The organism is Bradyrhizobium sp. A11 (assembly GCF_042077125.1).
Classification (GTDB): Bacteria; Pseudomonadota; Alphaproteobacteria; order Rhizobiales; family Xanthobacteraceae; genus Bradyrhizobium; species Bradyrhizobium japonicum_B.
This window is the reverse complement of sequence record NZ_CP149509.1, coordinates 849,472-867,600: the sequence shown is the minus strand read 5'-3', so window position 1 is coordinate 867,600 and position 18,129 is coordinate 849,472. Positions and strand designations below refer to the sequence as shown.

General features: G+C 65.7%; 17 protein-coding genes. 7 read left to right on the top strand and 10 right to left on the bottom strand.

Features of this window, described 5'->3' with window-relative positions:
* Positions 1-29 precede the first annotated feature (29 nt).
* Complete coding sequence (locus tag WI560_RS04000; RefSeq protein WP_375306982.1) at positions 30-332, bottom strand: ArsR/SmtB family transcription factor; 303 nt, start codon at positions 330-332, stop codon at positions 30-32.
* Positions 333-359: 27 nt separating this feature from the next.
* Here WI560_RS04000 and WI560_RS03995 point away from each other — a divergent pair, with 27 nt between their 5' ends.
* Both WI560_RS03995 and WI560_RS03990 read left to right on the top strand, forming a co-directional pair.
* Positions 360-1,343 carry a threonine/serine dehydratase gene (locus tag WI560_RS03995; RefSeq protein ID WP_375306981.1) on the top strand — a complete coding sequence of 328 codons (984 nt, stop codon included), beginning with the start codon at positions 360-362 and terminating at the stop codon, positions 1,341-1,343.
* Positions 1,344-1,354: 11 nt separating this feature from the next.
* Positions 1,355-1,774, top strand: coding sequence for a DUF6636 domain-containing protein (locus WI560_RS03990; protein ID WP_375306980.1), 420 nt, complete (start codon positions 1,355-1,357; stop codon positions 1,772-1,774).
* An 89-nt stretch (positions 1,775-1,863) separates the two neighbouring features.
* On the opposite strand, the gene WI560_RS03985 is transcribed toward WI560_RS03990, so the two are convergent.
* The 9 genes from WI560_RS03985 to WI560_RS03945 form a co-directional block, all read right to left on the bottom strand.
* Complete coding sequence (locus tag WI560_RS03985) at positions 1,864-2,454, bottom strand: GNAT family N-acetyltransferase (protein ID WP_375306979.1); 591 nt, start codon at positions 2,452-2,454, stop codon at positions 1,864-1,866.
* Positions 2,455-2,645: 191 nt separating this feature from the next.
* Positions 2,646-4,151: a glycerol kinase GlpK gene (gene glpK, locus WI560_RS03980; RefSeq protein WP_375306978.1), complete on the bottom strand. Its 1,506-nt coding sequence runs from the start codon at positions 4,149-4,151 to the stop codon at positions 2,646-2,648.
* A gap of 224 nt (positions 4,152-4,375) precedes the next feature.
* Positions 4,376-4,768 carry an endonuclease domain-containing protein gene (locus WI560_RS03975; RefSeq protein ID WP_375308765.1) on the bottom strand — a complete coding sequence of 131 codons (393 nt, stop codon included), beginning with the start codon at positions 4,766-4,768 and terminating at the stop codon, positions 4,376-4,378.
* Positions 4,769-4,967: 199 nt separating this feature from the next.
* Entirely contained in the window at positions 4,968-5,741 is a 774-nt protein-coding gene (locus WI560_RS03970; protein WP_375306977.1) for an SDR family NAD(P)-dependent oxidoreductase, read from the bottom strand.
* A 175-nt stretch (positions 5,742-5,916) separates the two neighbouring features.
* Positions 5,917-7,059 (bottom strand): pimeloyl-CoA dehydrogenase small subunit, encoded by a 1,143-nt coding sequence (gene pimD, locus WI560_RS03965; RefSeq protein ID WP_375306976.1) that lies wholly within the window; start codon positions 7,057-7,059, stop codon positions 5,917-5,919.
* A gap of 165 nt (positions 7,060-7,224) precedes the next feature.
* Entirely contained in the window at positions 7,225-8,415 is a 1,191-nt protein-coding gene (gene pimC, locus WI560_RS03960; RefSeq protein ID WP_375306975.1) for a pimeloyl-CoA dehydrogenase large subunit, read from the bottom strand.
* A 149-nt stretch (positions 8,416-8,564) separates the two neighbouring features.
* Positions 8,565-9,752 carry an acetyl-CoA C-acyltransferase gene (locus tag WI560_RS03955; RefSeq protein WP_375306974.1) on the bottom strand — a complete coding sequence of 396 codons (1,188 nt, stop codon included), beginning with the start codon at positions 9,750-9,752 and terminating at the stop codon, positions 8,565-8,567.
* Complete coding sequence (gene pimA, locus WI560_RS03950) at positions 9,749-11,431, bottom strand: dicarboxylate--CoA ligase PimA (protein ID WP_375306973.1); 1,683 nt, start codon at positions 11,429-11,431, stop codon at positions 9,749-9,751. The genes WI560_RS03955 and pimA overlap by 4 nt, the downstream gene beginning before the upstream one ends.
* Before the next feature lie 97 nt (positions 11,432-11,528).
* Positions 11,529-13,625 carry a 3-hydroxyacyl-CoA dehydrogenase NAD-binding domain-containing protein gene (locus WI560_RS03945; RefSeq protein WP_375306972.1) on the bottom strand — a complete coding sequence of 699 codons (2,097 nt, stop codon included), beginning with the start codon at positions 13,623-13,625 and terminating at the stop codon, positions 11,529-11,531.
* A 131-nt stretch (positions 13,626-13,756) separates the two neighbouring features.
* On the opposite strand from WI560_RS03945, the gene WI560_RS03940 reads away from it, so the two are divergent.
* The 5 genes from WI560_RS03940 (at position 13,757) to WI560_RS03920 (ending at position 18,111) form a co-directional block, all read left to right on the top strand.
* Positions 13,757-14,623 (top strand): IclR family transcriptional regulator, encoded by an 867-nt coding sequence (locus WI560_RS03940; protein ID WP_375308764.1) that lies wholly within the window; start codon positions 13,757-13,759, stop codon positions 14,621-14,623.
* Between the two features lie 66 nt (positions 14,624-14,689).
* A complete protein-coding gene (locus tag WI560_RS03935; protein ID WP_028138570.1) occupies positions 14,690-15,487 on the top strand; it encodes an ABC transporter ATP-binding protein in 798 nt (265 codons plus the stop codon).
* Positions 15,484-16,197 (top strand): ABC transporter ATP-binding protein, encoded by a 714-nt coding sequence (locus WI560_RS03930; protein WP_028138571.1) that lies wholly within the window; start codon positions 15,484-15,486, stop codon positions 16,195-16,197. The genes WI560_RS03935 and WI560_RS03930 overlap by 4 nt, the downstream gene beginning before the upstream one ends.
* Before the next feature lie 13 nt (positions 16,198-16,210).
* Positions 16,211-17,089 carry a branched-chain amino acid ABC transporter permease gene (locus WI560_RS03925; protein WP_028138572.1) on the top strand — a complete coding sequence of 293 codons (879 nt, stop codon included), beginning with the start codon at positions 16,211-16,213 and terminating at the stop codon, positions 17,087-17,089.
* A gap of 2 nt (positions 17,090-17,091) precedes the next feature.
* Positions 17,092-18,111, top strand: coding sequence for a branched-chain amino acid ABC transporter permease (locus WI560_RS03920; RefSeq protein ID WP_375306971.1), 1,020 nt, complete (start codon positions 17,092-17,094; stop codon positions 18,109-18,111).
* The last annotated feature ends 18 nt before the right edge of the window (positions 18,112-18,129 follow it).

Genomic DNA, 18,129 nt, shown 5'->3' with positions numbered 1-18,129 from the left:
GACGCCCGCAATGCCTCACGTGCTACCCGTCAAAGACCGTCCTGGATCGAGCGCTTGATCGCAGCGATGGCCGTCTCGTTGCGCTTGTACATCGTCCACTGCTTGATCCGCTTGGCGCGCACCAGCTTGGCTGATGTCAGCACCCGCATGTGCTCGCTCAATGTCGGGGCGCTGACGCCGAGCTTTTCGGCGATCAGCAAGCCGCAGACGCCGTCCTCGACCAGGTCGCCATCGGCCTGCTCGCGAAAATGCTTCCGCGGATCGCGCAGCCATTCCAAGATCTGCAGGCGACGTTCGTTGGCGAGCGCACGCAGGGCGAGGGCAAATTTCATTTAGTTATTTTGCTAATTACCTAATTGATGTCAACTCGTCGATGCGCTATTCTGCGTGGCATCATGACAGCGACAATGGACATCACGCGGGAGCGGATCGCGGCGACCGAGCCGGTCATACGCCCGCATATCAGGCGCACGCCGCTTGTTCAGGCCGATCTCGCCGATTTCGGTCTGCCGACCGCGCCCGTCACGTTCAAGCTCGAGATGCTGCAGCATTCCGGATCGTTCAAGGCGCGCGGCGCCTTCGCCAATCTGTTGCTGCGGCAGGTGCCGCGGGCCGGTGTCGTCGCCGCATCCGGCGGCAATCACGGCGCGGCGGTCGCCTATGCGGCGCAGCGGCTCGGCCTTCCCGCCACGATCTTCGTGCCCGACATCACCTCGCCGGCCAAGGCCGAGCGGATCAGGAATTATGGCGCGAAGCTCGTGATCGCGGGCAGCCGCTACGCCGATGCGCTCGCCGCGAGCGAGGCGCATGTCGCGCAGACCGGCGCGCTGGCGGTTCATGCCTACGATCAGGCCGAGACCCTGCTCGGCCAGGGCAGCGTCGGACTGGAGCTGGAGCAGGATGCGCCCGGCATCGACACGCTGCTGGTGGCGGTCGGCGGCGGCGGACTGATCGGCGGCATTGCGGCCTGGTACGGCGGCCGGACGCGCATCGTCGCGGTCGAGCCCGAGCAATCGCCAACCCTGCACAGCGCGTTCGAGGCGGGCGCCCCGGTCGATGCGCCGGCCGGCGGCATTGCCGCCGACAGCCTTGCGCCGCGACGCGTCGGCGAATTGATGTTTCCGGTCGCGCGCGCCCATGTCGAGCGCGTCGTCCTGGTCAGCGACGATGCGATCCGGCAGGCCCAGGCCGCCCTGTGGTCGCACCTGCGCCTCGTCGCCGAGCCCGGCGGTGCAGCCGCCTTTGCCGCGGTTCTCTCCGGCCGCTATCGTCCCTCGCCAGCCGAGCGCATCGCGGTTCTGGTCTGCGGCGCCAACACCAATGCGGTGAATTTCGACAGCTGATCGGGAATGACATGACGGGACCGCGCGGACTGATCCTGATATCGATCCTGCTGCCGATGATCGCTGCCGCCCAGGCCCAGGACCGCCCGATCGGCTTCCTGACGCCCTCGAAGAACATCGCCTGCCAGTTCTTCACCGATAACGGACAGGGCGTGCTCCGCTGCGACATCATGAACATGGAGAGCCGGCCGGGGCGGCCGGCCGATTGCGACCTCGATTGGGGCCACGCCTTCGAGATGAGCGCGAAGGGCGCCGCGGGCCGCATCTGCGCCGGCGACACCGTGATGGACCCATCACTGCCGGTGCTGGCCTATGGCGAGGTGTGGCAGCGCGCGGGATTCACGTGCAGGTCGGAGCAGACCGGGCTGACGTGCTTCAACGCGATGCAGCGGGGGTTTTCGCTGGCGCGGGGGAAGCAGGAGGTGTTTTGAGAAGTAGCCCGCACGAAGCGGAGCGACATGCAGGGATCTTTTTGAGCGCTTTCCCGGATGTCGCTTCGCTGATCCGGGCTACGGCCGTGCTAATCGATAATCGGCACATGCTTCGCGGCCGTTCGCGGCGCCGTGCCGTCGAGGCGCGGATCGTCGGCAATCTCGATCTGGCGGCGGAACGCGCGGAAGCCGGAGCGCTGGTAGAAGGCGACGGCGGAGGGATGGTCGAGGGTACAGGTGTGGACCCAGACGCGGCGGACGTCGCGTGACCATGCGCGCTCCAGCGCGCGGTTCATCAGGAAGCGGGCGGCGCCGGTGCCGATCAAGGGTGCGGTGACGCCGAAATAGGCCAGCTCGCACTGGCCGGGGTCGCGGAAGTCGAGTTCGAGCAGGCCTTCGTCGCGGCCGCCTGCGACCAGCGCGTAGATTTCAACATCAGGCGCTTGGATGATTGCGGCGAGCTCAGTGTCGGTCATGCGGGAGCGCGAGAACCACAGCCAGTCCTCGCCGACGCGGCGGAAGATGTCGCGGTACCAATGAAGCGCGGGGGAATCGACCTTGCGCAGCGACCAATTGCCGGGCGGATCGTCGCGGCGCGCGGGAGGTGCGGTCATCTCCAGATGGGTGACGACGGCGGCGATCTTGCCGTTGGGGACGTCGGAATAGCCGTCGGGGATCATTTGTCCTTACCTTCGTTCGCTGGAGAGCAGCCCGTGCCGGTGGCTCCATGCTCCGTCATTGCGAGCGAAGCGAAGCAATCCAGACCGTCTCCGCAGGGGCAGCCTGGATTGCTTCGTCGCAAGAGCTCCTCGCAATGACGGTGTGGCGGCCGCTGACCACGCCTCGCTCCATGCGGGTACGCGAGACCCGCCTACCCCTCCCCCTCGTCACTCGCCAGCACGCCCTTCACCGCCCTCGCCCAGCCCGCCAACTTCCGCTCGCGCGTCGCCTGGCTCATGTTCGGCTTGAAGCGATGCTCGAGGCGCCAATTGTCGGCGAACTTGGTCGGCTCGGGATAGACGCCGGCGTTGAGGCCGGCGAGGTAGGCGGCGCCGAGGGCCGTGGTCTCCTGGATCACGGGGCGGTCGACCGGGGCGTCGAGGAGATCGGCGAGGCGCTGCATGGTCCAGTCGGACGCGGTCATGCCGCCGTCGACGCGGAGCACGACGCTGGCGGTCTCGGAGCTCGGCCAGTCCGCGCGCATCGCGGCCCAGAGGTCGAAGGTCTGGTAGCAGACGCTCTCCAGCGCGGCATGGGCGAGCTCGGCGGGGCCGGTGTTGCGGGTGAGGCCGAACAGCGCGCCGCGCACCCTAGGATTCCAATAGGGCGCGCCCATGCCGACGAAGGCGGGGACGAGATAGACGCTCTGCATGGAGTCGGACTGGTCGGCCAGCTGTCCGGTCTCGGCGGCGTGCTTGATGATGCCGAGGCCGTCGCGCAGCCATTGCACCGCCGAGCCGGCGACAAAGATCGAGCCTTCAAGCGCGTAGGTGCGTTTGCCGTCGAGCTGGTAGGCGACCGTGGTGAGCAGCTTGTTCCTGGAGACGACCGGCGTGGTGCCGGTGTTGAGCAGCGCGAAGCAGCCGGTGCCGTAGGTGGACTTCATCATTCCCGGGCGGAAGCAGGCCTGGCCGATGGTGGCGGCCTGCTGGTCGCCGGCGATGCCGGAGATGGCGATCGCGCCGCCGAACAGATCGGGCGTGCTCTCGCCGAAGCGGGCGGAGGAGTCCTTCACCTCGGGCAGCATCGAACGCGGCACGCCGATGATCTCCAAGAGCTCGTCGTCCCACTGCCCGGTGTGGATGTTGAACAGCAGCGTGCGCGAGGCGTTGGTGGCGTCGGTGGCGTGCACCTTGCCGCCGGTGAGGCGCCACAGCAGGTAGCAATCAACGGTGCCGAACATCAATTCGCCGCGCGCGGCGCGGGCGCGGGCGCCGGGGACGTGATCGAGGATCCAGGCGACCTTGGTGCCGGAGAAATAGGGATCGATGATCAGGCCGGTCTTCTGCGAGATCACCGGCTCGCGGCCGTCTGCTTTCAGTTTCGCGCAGATGTCGGCGGTGCGGCGGTCCTGCCAGACGATGGCGCGGTGCACGGCCTGCCCCGTGGCGCGGTCCCACACCACGGTGGTCTCGCGCTGGTTGGTGATGCCGATCGCGGCGATGTCCTTTGCGCTGAGGCCGGCCTGCGCGATCGCTTCGCGGCACACCATCACAGTCGAGGTCCAGATGTCCTCCGGCTCGTGCTCGACCCAGCCGGAGGCCGGGAAATGCTGCGGGAATTCCTGCTGCGCTTTGGCGGCGATGGAAATATCGCCGCGAAACACGATCGCGCGCGAGGAGGTGGTGCCCTGGTCGATGGCGAGGACGAAAGACATGGCGGCGCATCCTGGCGTTGCCCCCGGGGGGTACGTTGATTGAGGCAGAGAAGACGGGATTGCCGGCCAGAGGTCAAGGCGTGCGCGGCAGGCGCCTTCTTACCCTCCCCTGGAGGGGGAGGGTCGGATCACATGCAGCAAAGCGGAATGTGATCCGGGGTGGGGTGACGGTCTCTCCGCAGCGAACAGTGCCCGTGGGGAGAGATCACCCCACCCCGCTCGCGCTACGCGCGATCGACCCTCCCCCTCCAGGGGAGGGTAAGAGAGGGCGCTTCTCGATTAGGTTGGCGTTTTTCGCTTGCGCCGGTGAGCGAGGTGCATAGTTTGCGTCCCGCGCGAGCCATAGAGTCAACATAGACCCGCTCCATCACCGCGGTCAGATCGTTTGAGAGCTCCGAATTCCAGAAGCGGATGACGCGGTAACCTTCGTTCTCAAGCCAGCGTTGGCGTTCGAGATCGCGTGCGGCCACATCGTCTTCATTATGGTGTCCACCATCTAACTCGACGATCAGCCGTTTGGCCGGACAGAAAAAGTCGACGATGTAAGGACCAATTGGCGCCTGGCGGCGGAAGTGCGAGCCGTCCATCGGAAGTTCTTTGAGCGCACGCCATAACATCCGTTCGTGGGGCGTGGTATTCGCTCGCAGCCTCTTTGCGGCGGCGCGTCGGATTGATGTTGAGACCATTGTTGTGGCTTCACCCCACCCCGCTGCGCATTGCATGCGCAGCGACCCACGGGCGAGCTAGCTCGTCCCGGACCCCTCCAGGGGAGGGTAAGGGAAGCGCGGCATCAACGCAATTGCAAGTGGTGTGACGCTACACCGCGGCCGTGGTCACGCCGCCGTCGATGACGATGGTCTGGCCGGTCATGAAGCTCGACGCATCGGAGGCGAGGTAGGCGACGGCGCCGGCGATCTCGTCGGGCTCGCCGATGCGGCGGAGCGGCGTGGTAGCGGTGCGGCGCTTCAGCATGGCTTCGTCTTCCCACAGCGCGCGAGCGAAATCGGTCTTGACCAGGCCGGGCGCAATGCAATTGACCCGCACGCCTTTCGGGCCCCATTCGCCGGCGAGCGAGCGGCACAGCGCGAAGTCGGCGGCCTTGGAGATGCCGTAGGCGCCGATCACGGTGGAGCCGCGCAGGCCGCCGATCGAGGAGATGATGATCACCGAGCCGTTGCCGCGCTCGGCCATCTCAGGGATCGTGAGCGCGGAGAGCCAGATGTTGCTCTTGACGTTCGAGCCCATGATCTTGTCGAAGGCCTCGTCCGTGATGTCGAGCAGCGGGCCGTAATACGGATTCACCGCGGCGTTGCAGACCAGGACGTCGATCTTGCCGTAATGCTTCGTGGCGCCGGCGATCAGCGCCTCGACCTCGGCCTTGCGCGCGATGTTGCAGGGAATGACGATGGCGTCGCCGCCGGCTGCAATGATGCCGTCGGCAACCTCCTTGCAGGCCTCGGCCTTGCGCGAGGAGACCACCACCTTGGCACCGAGCCTGGCGAGGAGCTCGGCGGAGGAGCGGCCGATGCCGCGGCTGGAGCCGGTGACGACCGCGACCTTGCCGGTGAGATCGAACGGGGTGTTTTTCATTGTTGTTTGAACTCCCTGTTTCCGTCATGGCCGGGCATAGCCGTCTGAAGGACGGCGTCGCTTCCGCTCGCCTATGCCCGGCCATCCACGTTCTTCCTAGTCGGCAAGACGTGGATGCCCGGGACAAGCCCGGGCATGACGATCTTTGTGCAGATGCCGCCTCGCAATGCGACGGCTAGACCAACCCGCCCGCGTCGGCGACGCGGCGCTGGTGGTAGTCGGTGTCGCCGAAGGTGTTCTCGATCATGGTGAGGCGCTTGAAGTAGTGGCCGATCTTCGCCTCCATGGTCATGCCGATGCCGCCGTGAAGCTGGATCGATTGCTGGCCGACGAATTTGGCCGACTTGCCGATCTGCACCTTCGCCGCCGCGATCGCGTTGCTGCGCTCCTTGGCGTTCTCGAAATCGTTCGCCATGGTGGCGAACATCGACATCGAGCGCGCCTGCTCGGCCGCGACGAACATGTCGGAGGCGCGGTGCTGCAGCGACTGGAACGAGCCGATCGCAACGCCGAACTGCTTGCGCGTCTTGATGTACTCGACGGTGGTCTTGAGCGATTCGTCCATCAGCCCGACCGCCTCGGCGCAGAGCGCGACGCGGGCCTCGTCCACCACGCGTTCGATCAGCGCGAGCGAATCCTCGGGATTGCCGAGCACGGCGTCCGCGCCGACCTCGACGCCGGTGAAGGTGATGTCGGCGGCGTGCAGGCCGTCCTGGGTCGGATAGCCCTTCCTGGCGACGCCCTTGGCATTCGCCGGCACCAGGAACACGCCGATGCCGGACTTGTCGCGGCGCTCGCCCTTGGTGCGCGCGGTGACTAGAAGCGTATCGGCATTCTCGCCGTTGAGCACGACGAACTTCTCGCCGTCGATCACCCAGCCGTCGCCCTTCTTCTTCGCGGTCGTGGTGACGTCGAACAGATCGTAGCGCGAATTCTTCTCGAGCTGGGCGAAGGCGAGCGTCTTGCTGCCGTCGATGATCGAAGGGACGTGCGCGGCCTTCTGCGCATCGGTGCCGGCATGGCGCAGGAAGCCGCCGCCGATCACCACGGTCGCCAGATAGGGCTCCAGCACCAACGCCTTGCCGAGCGCCTCCATCACGATCATGGTCTCGACACCGCCGCCGCCGAAGCCGCCTTCGGCCTCGCTGAAGGGCAGACCGAGCAGGCCCTGCTCGGCGAGCTTGAGCCACACCGTCTTGCTCCAGCCGCCCTTCTCCGCCATGTATTTCTTGCGCTGCTCGAAATCGTAGGAATCGGTCAGCAGGCCGTCGATGCTTTCCTTGAGAAGCCGCTGCTCCTCGTTCAGATCAAAATCCATTGTTTTCTGCTCTCCCGGTATTGAGGTCGTCATGCCCGGCCTTGTGCCGGGCATCCACGTTCTTGGTGCCGCTAGGCGTGGATGGCCGGGTCAAGCCCGGCCATGACGGCGAGTGTGTGGTTATGGATTCCGGGCTCGCGACTTGGTCGCGCCCCGGAACGACGCCTAGAGCCCCAGCACCGCCTTGGCGATGATGTTGCGCTGGATCTCGTTGGAGCCGCCGTAGATCGAGACCTTGCGGTTGTTGAAGTAGCTCGGCGCGATCTGGGCGGTCCAGTCCATGGCTTCGTTCGAGCCGTCGTCGCCGTGCACGTCGTAGGGCGCGGCGAACGGGCCGATCACTTCCATGAGCAGCTCGGTGGTGGTCTGCTGGATCTCGGAGCCCTTGATCTTCAGCACCGAGGACGCCGGATTGGGCTTGCCCTTGCCTTGCTTACCCTCGTCGGCGACGACGCGCAGCTGGGTCAGCTCGAGCGCCTTCAGCTCGATCTCGCAGGCCGCCAGCTTCTCGCGGAACGCGGCATCCTGGATGATCGGCTTGCCGCCGGATTCGACCTTGCCGGCGAGATCGCGGATGCGGCGCAGCCGCTCCTTGGAGACGCCGACACGGGCGATGCCGGTGCGCTCGTTGCCGAGCAGGAATTTGGCGTAATCCCAGCCCTTGTTCTCTTCGCCGATCAAATTCTCGACGGGCACCTCGACGTCGTCAAAGAAGACTTCGTTGACCTCATGGCCGCCGTCGATGGTCTGGATCGGGCGCACGGCGACGCCCTTGGACTTCATCGAGAACACGATGAAGGAGATGCCCATCTGCTTCTTGGCATTGTTGTCGGTGCGGCAGAGGCAGAAGATCATGTCGGCGTGCTGGGCCAGCGTGGTCCAGGTCTTCTGTCCGTTGATGATCCACTTGTCGCCACGGCGCTCGGCCTTGGTCTTGAGCGAGGCGAGGTCCGAGCCGGAGCCGGGCTCGGAGAAGCCCTGGCACCACCAATCGTCGACATTGGCGATGCGCGGCAGGTACTTTTTCTTCTGCTCCTCGTTGCCGAAGGTGTAGATGACCGGGCCGACCATGCTGACGCCGAAGGCGAGCGGCTGCGGCGCCGGATGGGCCTGAAGCTCCTCGTTGAAGATGTAATGCTGCACGGCGGTCCAGCCGGTGCCGCCATATTGCTTGGGCCAGTGGCTGACGCCCCAGCCCTTCTTGTTGAGGATGCGCCACCAAGTTACCATCTCGTCCTTGGAGAGATGACGGCCCTCGACCATCTTGCGCCGCGTATCCGGCGGGACGTTGTCGCGGAAGAACTGCCGTACTTCCTCGCGAAACGCCTGCTCTTCTTTCGTGAATGCGAGATCCATCGGATCCTCCTGTGAGCGACTTTTTTCCTACTCAACCCGCCGTCATTCCAGGATGCGCCGTAAGGCGCAGGCCCGGAATCCATATCCCCGACTGGTGGTTATGGATTCCGGGCTCGCCGCTTCGCGGCGCCCCGGAATGACAGAAACATTTACTGCAGCACCTCGAACAGACCCGCCGCGCCCATGCCGCCGCCGACGCACATGGTGACGACCGCGTATTTGGCCTTGCGGCGACGGCCTTCGATCAGGGCGTGGCCGGTCAGGCGCGCGCCCGACATGCCGTAGGGATGGCCGACCGCGATCGCGCCGCCGTCGACGTTGATCTTGTCGGGGTCGATGCCGAGCTTGTCGCGGCAATACAGCACCTGCACGGCGAAGGCCTCGTTGAGCTCCCACAGGCCGATGTCGTCGACGGTGAGGCCGTGGCGCTTGAGCAGGCGTGGCACGGCGAAGACCGGGCCGATGCCCATCTCGTCCGGCTCGCAGCCGGCCGAGACGAAGCCGCGGAAGATGCCGAGCGGCTTGAGGCCGCGCTTGGATGCTTCCTTGTCGCTCATGATCACCGAGGCGCTGGCGCCGTCGGAGAGCTGGCTGGCATTGCCGGCGGTGATCGAGAAACCTTCGCCGCGCACCGGCTTGAGGCCGGCAAGGCCTTCGATCGTGGTCTCGGGACGCGGGCCTTCGTCCTGCGACAGCGTGATCTCCTTCATCGTGACAGCGCCGGTGGCCTTGTCGGTGACCGCCATCTGCGTCGTGATCGGCGCGATCTCCTCCTTGAACTTGCCGCCCTGCTGGGCCGCCGCGGTGCGGCGCTGGCTCTCCAGCGAATACTCGTCCTGCTTCTCGCGCGAGATGCCGTAGCGCTTGGCGACCACCTCCGCCGTGTCGATCATGGGCATGTAGACCTCGCCCTTGATCTTGAGCAGCGCCGGATCCTGGGCGTGGAAGCCGTTCATCTTGTCGTTCTGCACCAGGCTGATCGATTCGCCGCCGCCGCCGACCGCGATCTCGACGCCGTCGAAGATCACCGAGCGCGCAGCGAGCGCGATCGCCTGCAGGCCCGAGGCGCATTGCCGGTCGATGGTGGTGCCGGCGACGGTGACGGGAAGGCCGGCGCGCAGCAGCGCCTTGCGCGCGATGTTGCCGCCGGTCGCGCCCTGCTGCAGCGCGGCGCCCATCACGACGTCCTCGATCTCCTTGGGATCGACCTTGGCGCGCGCGACGGCTTCGCCAATGGCGTGGCCGAGCAGCGTGGCGCCCTCGGTGGCGTTGAGCGCGCCGCGATAGGCCTTGCCGATCGGGGTGCGGGCGGTGGAAACGACGACGGCGTCGGTCAAGAACGACCTCCTGATGCTTGTTGAACGGATTGTGACGGTTTCTGCTGCTGGCGCAATTCGTGACGCGACAATTTCCCGACCGGCGTGCGCGGCAGATCGTCAACGAACTCGACCGCGGCCGGGACTTCGTGCTTGCCGAGCTTGCCGTTGAGCTGCGCGCGCAGCTCGTCGAGCGAGAACGGCTTTGCGCCCGGCTTCAGCTTGATGAAGGCCTTGGCGGCTTCGCCCCGATAGGGGTCGGGAATGCCGAGCACGATCACCTCGTGCACGCCCGGAATCGTATAGATCGCCTGCTCGATCATCTGCGGATAGACGTTGAAGCCGCCGGAGATGATCATGTCCTTCTTGCGGTCGACCAGGAAGAAATAGCCGTCGGCATCGACGTAGCCGATGTCGCCGGTGAGGAAACGGCCGTCGACGAAGGCGTCCGCCGAGCCGTCCGGCTTGTTCCAATAGCCCCTGGTGACGTTCGGGCCCTTGATGCGGATCTCGCCGACCTCGCCGGGCGGAAGCACGCGCCTGGGATCGTCCAGCGCGACGACGTCGAGCTCGATGCCGGGCAGCATCAGGCCGATCGAGCCGGGCTTCTCCGGCCCGGTGGGCGGGTGGCCGGTGCCGGGCGAGCAGGTCTCGGTCATGCCCCAGCCGCTCTTCAGCTTCTTGCCGACCTTGCGCTCGAAGAAGCTCGCGATCTCCACCGGCAGCGGCGCGCCGCCGGAGCCGATGGTGACGAGCGAGGAGAAGTCGCGCTTGTCGAGGTCGGGAAGCGCCGCGATCGCGATCCACATCGTCGGCACGCCCGGAAAGTAGGTCGCGCGCTTGACCTCGATGTCGCGCATCACGGCTTCGACGTCGAAGCGCTGATGCAGCGAGATCAGGTTGCCGCGGCTGAGCGAGGACAACAGCACCACGGTGAGCGCGTAGATGTGGAACAGCGGCAGCACGCAGATCACGCGCTCGATCACGTCGCCGCGCGTGGCGCGCCCCGGCTTGCCCCAGACGTCGTAGATCGACACCGCGGAGGTGAGATTGCCGTGCGTGAGCATCGCGCCCTTGGGCAGGCCGGTGGTGCCGCCGGTATATTGCAGCAGCGCGACGTCATCGGCCGTCACGACCGGCCATTGCGCCGGCGCAGTGGCGCCCGCGACGAAGGCCTTGAAGGTAACGATGCGGGGATCGTCGGGGATCGCCGCCTGCGGCGTGCCGACCTTGCCCCAGGTGTCGTCCTCGCAGACGACGAGGCGGTCGATCAGTCCCTTGTCCAGGAATTTGAGCGCGGTCGGCAACAAGGCCTGGAGGTTCGAGGTGACGAGCAGACGCGCGGCGGAATCCGACACCTTGTGCGTCAGCGCGATCTCGCCGTCGAGCGGCGAGAGGTGCGCGACACGGGCGCCCGCCTTCAGCGCGCCGAAGAAATTGACGGGATGGTCCGGCGAATTGCCGAGGAACAGCGCGATCGACGTGCCCTTGCCGCAGCCGGCACGGAGAAAAGCCGCGGCGGCGCGCTCGGCCAACGCCGCGAGCTCGGTATAGGTGATGGCGCGATCGCGGAATTCCAGCGCGGTGCGCGGACCGTAATCGGCGGCAGCCTTCGACAGCAGGTCGGGCAACGTGCCCTGGACGATCGGATCGTCCCAATGCACGCCCTCGGGGTAAAACTGTTCGCCGGGATGGGTCATTTTAGGATTGCTTGAGCGAGCAACTAACACAGACCGTCATTCCGGGGCGCGACGAAGTCGCGAGCCCGGAATGACGAGGGTTGGGACAAAGCCCCCATCACGCCGCCTTCGACGCCGCCGCGAGCGAGGCGAAGGTCTTGCCTTCCGCCGCGAGCTTCTTCAACAGCGGCGCGGGCTCGAGGCTCGGATCGTTGGTCTCCTTGGCGTAGTAGGAGAGCCGGTCCGCGATGTGCTTGAGACCGACGCTGTCGGCCCAGAACATCGGGCCGCCGCGGTAGATCGGCCAGCCATAGCCGTAGAGCCAGACCACGTCGATGTCGGAGGGACGTGCCGCAATGCCCTCTTCCAGGATCTTCGCGCCCTCGTTGATCATCGGATACATCATGCGCTCGAGGATCTCCTCGTCGCTGACGACGCGCTTCTTGCGGCCGAGGCGGGCAAGCGTCTCGTCGATCAGCTTCTCGACCTCGGGATCTGGCAGCGGCGCGCGGGAGCCGGCTTCGTACTTGTAGTAGCCCTTGCCGGTCTTCTGGCCGAAGCGGCCGGCTTCGCACAGCGCGTCCGCGATCTCCGACTTGATGCCGCGGTCCTTGCGCGAGCGCCAGCCGATGTCGAGGCCGGCCAGATCGCCCATCGCGAACGGTCCCATCGGCATGCCGAATTTGGTCACGACGGCATCGACCTGCTGCGGCAAGGCGCCCTCGAACAAGAGCTTCTCCGACTGCTTGCCGCGCTGGGCCAGCATGCGGTTGCCGACGAAGCCGTCGCAGACGCCGACCACGGCCGGCACCTTTGCGATCTTGCGCGCGATATTGACGGCCGTCACGAGGGCGTCCGGCGCGGTCTTGTCGGCGCGCACGATCTCGCACAGCTTCATGACGTTGGCCGGCGAGAAGAAGTGCATGCCGAGCACGTCCTGCGGACGCTTGGTCGACTTCGCGATCTCGTCGATGTTGAGGTAGGACGTGTTGGAGGCGAGCACGGCGCCCTGCTTGGCGTACTGGTCGAGCTTGCCGAACACTTCCTTCTTCACCGCCATGGTCTCGAACACGGCTTCGATGACGAGGTCGGCATCGCCGACATTCTCGATGCCGACGACGCCGTTGATCAGCGCCATGCGCTTGGCGGGCGCATCGGCCGGAATGCCGCCGCGCGCTGCGGTCGCTTCCCAGTTCTTCTGCATGATGCCCATGCCGCGCTTGAGCTGCTCCTCGCCGGTCTCGATCAGGGTGACGGGGATGCCGGCATTGGCAAAGGACATCGCGATGCCGCCGCCCATGGTGCCGGCGCCGAGGATGGCGACACGGTTCACCGGACGCGCCTTGGTGCCTTCGGGGACGCCGGCGATCTTGGCGGCTTCGCGCTCGGCGAAGAAGGCGTAGCGCTGCGCCTTGGACTGGTCGCTGGCGACGAGCTTGAGGAAGCCCTCGCGCTCTTTCTTCAGACCCTCGTCGAAGGGCAGGTCGATGGCGTAGCCGACGGCGTCGGCGGCGGCGAACGGCGCCTCCAGGCCGCGCGACTTCTTGGTCATGGCGGCGACCGCATTGGTGAAGATCGAGCGGTCGGCCTTGGCGGCCGCAATCTTGGAATCGTCGTCGCGCAGACGCCGCAGCGGACGCTTCTCCGCGATGAGCTTGCGCACGAAGGCTTCGCCGCCCGATGCCGGTCCCTCGACGATCTCCTCGATCAGGCCGTTCTTGAGCGCTTCCGCCGCACCGATGGGATCGCCGCCGACGATCATCTTGACCGCGAGTTCGGGACCGACCGCGCGCGGCAGGCGTTGGGTGCCGCCGGCGCCCGGCAGCAGGCCGAGCTTCACCTCGGGCAGGCCGAGCTTGGCCTCTTTCACCGCGACGCGGAAATGACAGGCGAGCGCGACCTCGAGGCCGCCACCGAGCGCCGTGCCGTGGATCGCGGCGACCACCGGCTTCGGCGAGTTCTCGATCTCGGACAGCACGTCGTTGAGGGCGGGCGGCTTCGGCGGCTTGCCGAACTCGGTGATGTCGGCGCCCGCGATGAACGTGCGACCGGCGCAGGTCAGCACGATGCCCTTGATGGCGGGATCGGCGATTGCGGCTTTGATGCACTCCAGGATGCCACCACGCACTGCGGCACTCAACGCGTTGACCGGAGGGCTGTTGACCGTGACGATCCCGACCTCGTCATGACGCTCAAGCTTGACCACTTCGCTCACGGTGTTCCCTCCTTGGTGGGGATTAACTTTTGTTCGATTTCGCGGTGCGGAATTTAATTCCGCATCTTGACGGCAGGGTTATTTTGAAGCACGTGGCTTGTCAACGACTCCGCGCAAGAAGCAGATCAGGGATGAAGCGTACAGGAAAGAAGACAGCGACCGATCGGAATTTCGTCGTCGCGCTTTCCCGCGGACTGGACGTATTGCGAGCATTCCACCCCAATGACGGCCTTCTGGGCAATCAGGAGATTGCGGCGCGCACCAATCTGCCGAAGCCGACGGTGTCGCGGCTGACTTACACGCTGACCAAGCTGGGTTATCTCGCGCCGGTTCCCCGCTTCGAGAAGTACCAGCTCACCCCTGCCGCGATGTCGCTCGGCTACGCCGCGCTTGCCAATCTCGGCGTTCGGCATTTGTCCGAGCCGTTCCGCGAGGAGGTGATGCGCGCGACCGGCGGCGCCGTCGCGGTAGGCGGCCGCGACCGTCACAGCATGATCTATTTCGGGCAAAGCCGCGGCAGCGAGACGGTCGGCGTTCAACTTGACGTCGGCTCCCGCGTGCCGATCGCAACCAGTGCGATGGGCCGTGCCTATTTCTGGGCGCTCGACGACGCGGATCGCGCGGAGTTGTCGCGCCTGTTGCGCGAGCATTACGGCAGCCGCTGGCCGAAGATGCGCGACGGGTTGGAACGTTCCGGCGAAACCGTCGCGAAATACGGTTTTGCGATTTCGGTCGGCGACTGGCACGACGACATCGGCGCCGCCGGCGTCGCGCTCAAGCTCAACGACGGAACCGGACCTTACGCATTCAATTGCGGCGCGCCCGCATTCCGCTTCACGGAAGAGCGTTTGATCAACGACATTGGACCGCGTCTCTTGGCGATGGTAAGGAACATCGAAGCGGCACTCGGGGGTCTGATGCCGCATTCAAAAAAAGACGTCAGCAAAAAGCTGAAATCAGGAGGGAAAGTTGCTCGTTTGGCCGAGGGGATCAGATAGCCTTTGTCATCGTCGGGAGCGGTTCGCATCGCCCCTGCGCTCACTGAACGACGTGAGCGAGACGAGATGACGCAGGCACAGCTCGCGCAGGGGACATCGCCCCTGCTCGCGGTTCGCGACGTCAGCGTCGTGTTCGGCGGCATCGTCGCGCTCAACGGCGTGTCATTCGACATGCACAAGGGCCAGATCCTCGGCTTGATCGGCCCCAACGGCGCCGGCAAGACCACGCTGTTCAACTGCCTGTCCCGGCTGTATCAGCCCTCGTCCGGCGACATCCTGATGGAAGGCGCAAGCATCCTGACGCGCCCGCCGCACCGGATCGCCGAGATCGGCATCGGCCGTACCTTCCAGAACGTGGCGCTGTTTCCGAACCTCTCGGTGATGGACAACGTTCGCGTCGGCGCCCATGCGAAGACCTCCAGCGACATCATCAGCGACTCCTTGAGGCTTGCCTGGGTCCGGCGCAGCGAGGCCAGCATCAACAGGAAGGTGCAGGAGATCCTCGCGTACCTCGGCCTCGAGGATGTCGCCCATACCGTCGTGTCCGGCCTGCCGTTCGGCACGCAGAAGCGCGTCGAACTGGCGCGCGCGCTGGCGGCGGATCCGAAGATCCTGCTGCTCGACGAGCCGGCCGGCGGCCTCAACCACGAGGAAGTCTACGTGCTCGGGGACCTCATCCGCAAAATCCGCGACGAGCGCCACATGACCGTGCTGCTGGTCGAGCACCACATGGGCCTCGTGATGTCGATCGCCGACCACGTCGTCGCGCTGAATTTCGGCAAGAAGCTCGCGGAAGGCACCCCCGCCCAGGTGCAGGCCGACCCCGACGTCATCAAGGCCTATCTCGGGAGCAAGGACCAATGACGCCACTGCTCAACGTCAAGGACCTGCGCGCTTATTACGGCCAGGTCCAGGCGCTCCACGGCCTGTCCTTCTCGCTCAACGAGGGCTCGCTGACGACGCTGCTGGGCGCCAACGGCGCCGGCAAGACCACCACGCTGCGCGCGATCTGCAACATGGTGCGCTCCACCGGCGGAGTCGAGTTTGAGGGCAAGCCGCTCAACAACCGCTCCACCGAGAGCATCGTGCGGTTCGGCATCGCCCACGTGCCGCAGGGCCGCGGCACCTTCACCAACATGACCGTGGAAGAGAACCTCCAGCTCGGGGCCATCACCCGCAAGGACAGCGCCGGCATCGTCTCCGACATCGAGCGCATGTATGCGCATTTCCCGGTGTTGAAGCAGCGCCACACCCAGCAGGCCGGCACGCTGTCCGGCGGCGAGCAGCAGATGCTCGCGGTCGCCCGCGCCCTGATGCTGCGGCCGCGGCTGATGCTGCTCGACGAGCCCTCCTTCGGGCTCGCCCCGCTGGTGGTGCGCGACCTGTTCGGCATCCTCAGCAAGATCAACCGCGAGGACAAGGTGTCGATCCTGGTGGTCGAGCAGAACGCCCAGCTCGCGCTCGAGCTCGCCGATCAGGCCTATGTGATCGAGACCGGCCGCATCGTGATGTCCGGCAAGGCCAAGGACATCGCGAACAACGAAGAAATCCGCAAATCCTATCTGGGTTACTGAGGGAGCCGGGACAATGGAACTGTTTACCAACCAGGTCCTGGCCGGCATCGCCACCGGCGCGATCTATGCCTGCATGGCGCTCGCCGTGGTGATGATCTACCAGGCCATCGACCATCTCAACTTCGCGCAAGGCGAGATGGCGATGTTCTCGACCTTCATCTCCTGGCAGCTGATGCAATGGGGCGTGTCCTACTGGGCCGCCTTCCTGATCACGCTGGCATTTTCCTTCGTCGCCGGCATCGCGATCGAGCGCATCCTGTTCAAGCCGCTCGCCAAAGCGCCGGTGCTGACCAACGTCGCCGGCTTCATCGCGCTGTTCGCCATCATCAACTCCTCGGCCGGCCTGATCTGGGACTTCACCATCAAGCAATATCCGACCCCGTTCGGCTCCTCGCCGTTCCTCGGCAGCCAGCTGATCTCGACCCACCAGGCCGGCATGATCGGCGTCACGATAGCGCTGCTGCTCGCGCTGTATTTCTTCTTCCAGTACACGCGGATCGGTCTTGCGATGCGCGCCGCGGCATCGGTGCCCGAATCGGCCCGCCTCGTCGGCATCAACACGAGCTGGATGATCGCGCTCGGCTGGGGCATGGCGACCGCGATCGGCTCGATCGCCGGCATGCTGATCGCACCGGTGGTGTTCCTGGAGCCCAACATGATGGGCGGCGTCTTGATCTACGGCTTCGCCGCCGCGGTGCTCGGCGGACTGTCGAGCCCGTTCGGCGCCGTGGTTGGCGGCTTCCTGGTCGGAGTGTTCGAGAATCTCGCCGGCACCTACATCCCCGGCGTCGGCAATGAGCTGAAGCTCCCGATCGCGCTCGCGCTGATCATCTCAGTCCTGGTCGTCAAACCCGCCGGCCTGTTCGGCCGGCACATCGTCAAGCGAGTTTGATCATGAGCGCAGCAGAAGAAGTCGTCGCCGAAGGCCACGAGGCGGTCGAGGCGGTTCCGAAGCGGGCCATGACGCTGGGCACCGGCACCTCGCTGGTGGTGCTGGCGGCGCTGTTGCTCGTGCCGATGCTTGTCAAGAACTTCATCATCTTCCAGATGACGATGCTCCTGATCTACGGGCTCGCGGTGCTGGCGCTGAACATCCTGACCGGCGGCTCCGGCCAGTTCTCGCTCGGCCAGAGCGCTTTCTACGCCGTCGGCGCCTATACGTCGGCGGTGCTGATGGAGTACTTCAACGTCAACTACGCGCTGACAATTCCGGTTTCCGCCGCGATCTGCTTCGGATTCGGTTACCTGTTCGGCAAGCCGGCGCTGCGGCTGTCGGGCATCTACCTGGCACTCGCGACTTTTGCGCTCGCGACCGCGATGCCGCAACTGCTCAAGCTGAACTTCCTCGAGCACTGGACCGGCGGCGTGCAGGGCCTCGTCGTCACCAAGCCGGACGCGCCGTTCGGGCTGCCGATGTCGCAGGACATGTGGCTGTACTACTTCACGCTCGCCGTGACGGTCGCGATCTACATCTTCTCGGTCAACCTGCTGCGCTCCCGCTCCGGGCGCGCCTTCATGGCGATCCGCGACAACGAGATCGCGGCCTCCTCGATGGGTGTCAACGTCGCCTTGTACAAGACGCTGGCCTTCGGCGTGTCCGCCGGCATCACCGGCGTCGCCGGCTCGCTCGGCGCCATCGCGGTGCAGTTCGTGGCGCCCGACAGCTACACCATCACGCTGGCGATCTCGCTGTTCCTCGGCATGGTGGTCGGCGGCGTCGGCTGGCTGCCCGGCTCGTTCGTCGGTGCGGCCTTCATCATCTTCGTGCCGAACATGGCGGAAAGCATCTCCAAGGGCCTTTCCGGCGCGGTGTTCGGCGTGCTGCTGTTCCTGGTCATCTACCTCGTGCCCCATGGCTCAAGGCAGATCGCGATCCTGGGCCAGCAACTCGTCGGCAAGCTCAGAAGAAACTGAAACACTCGAAGACTGTTG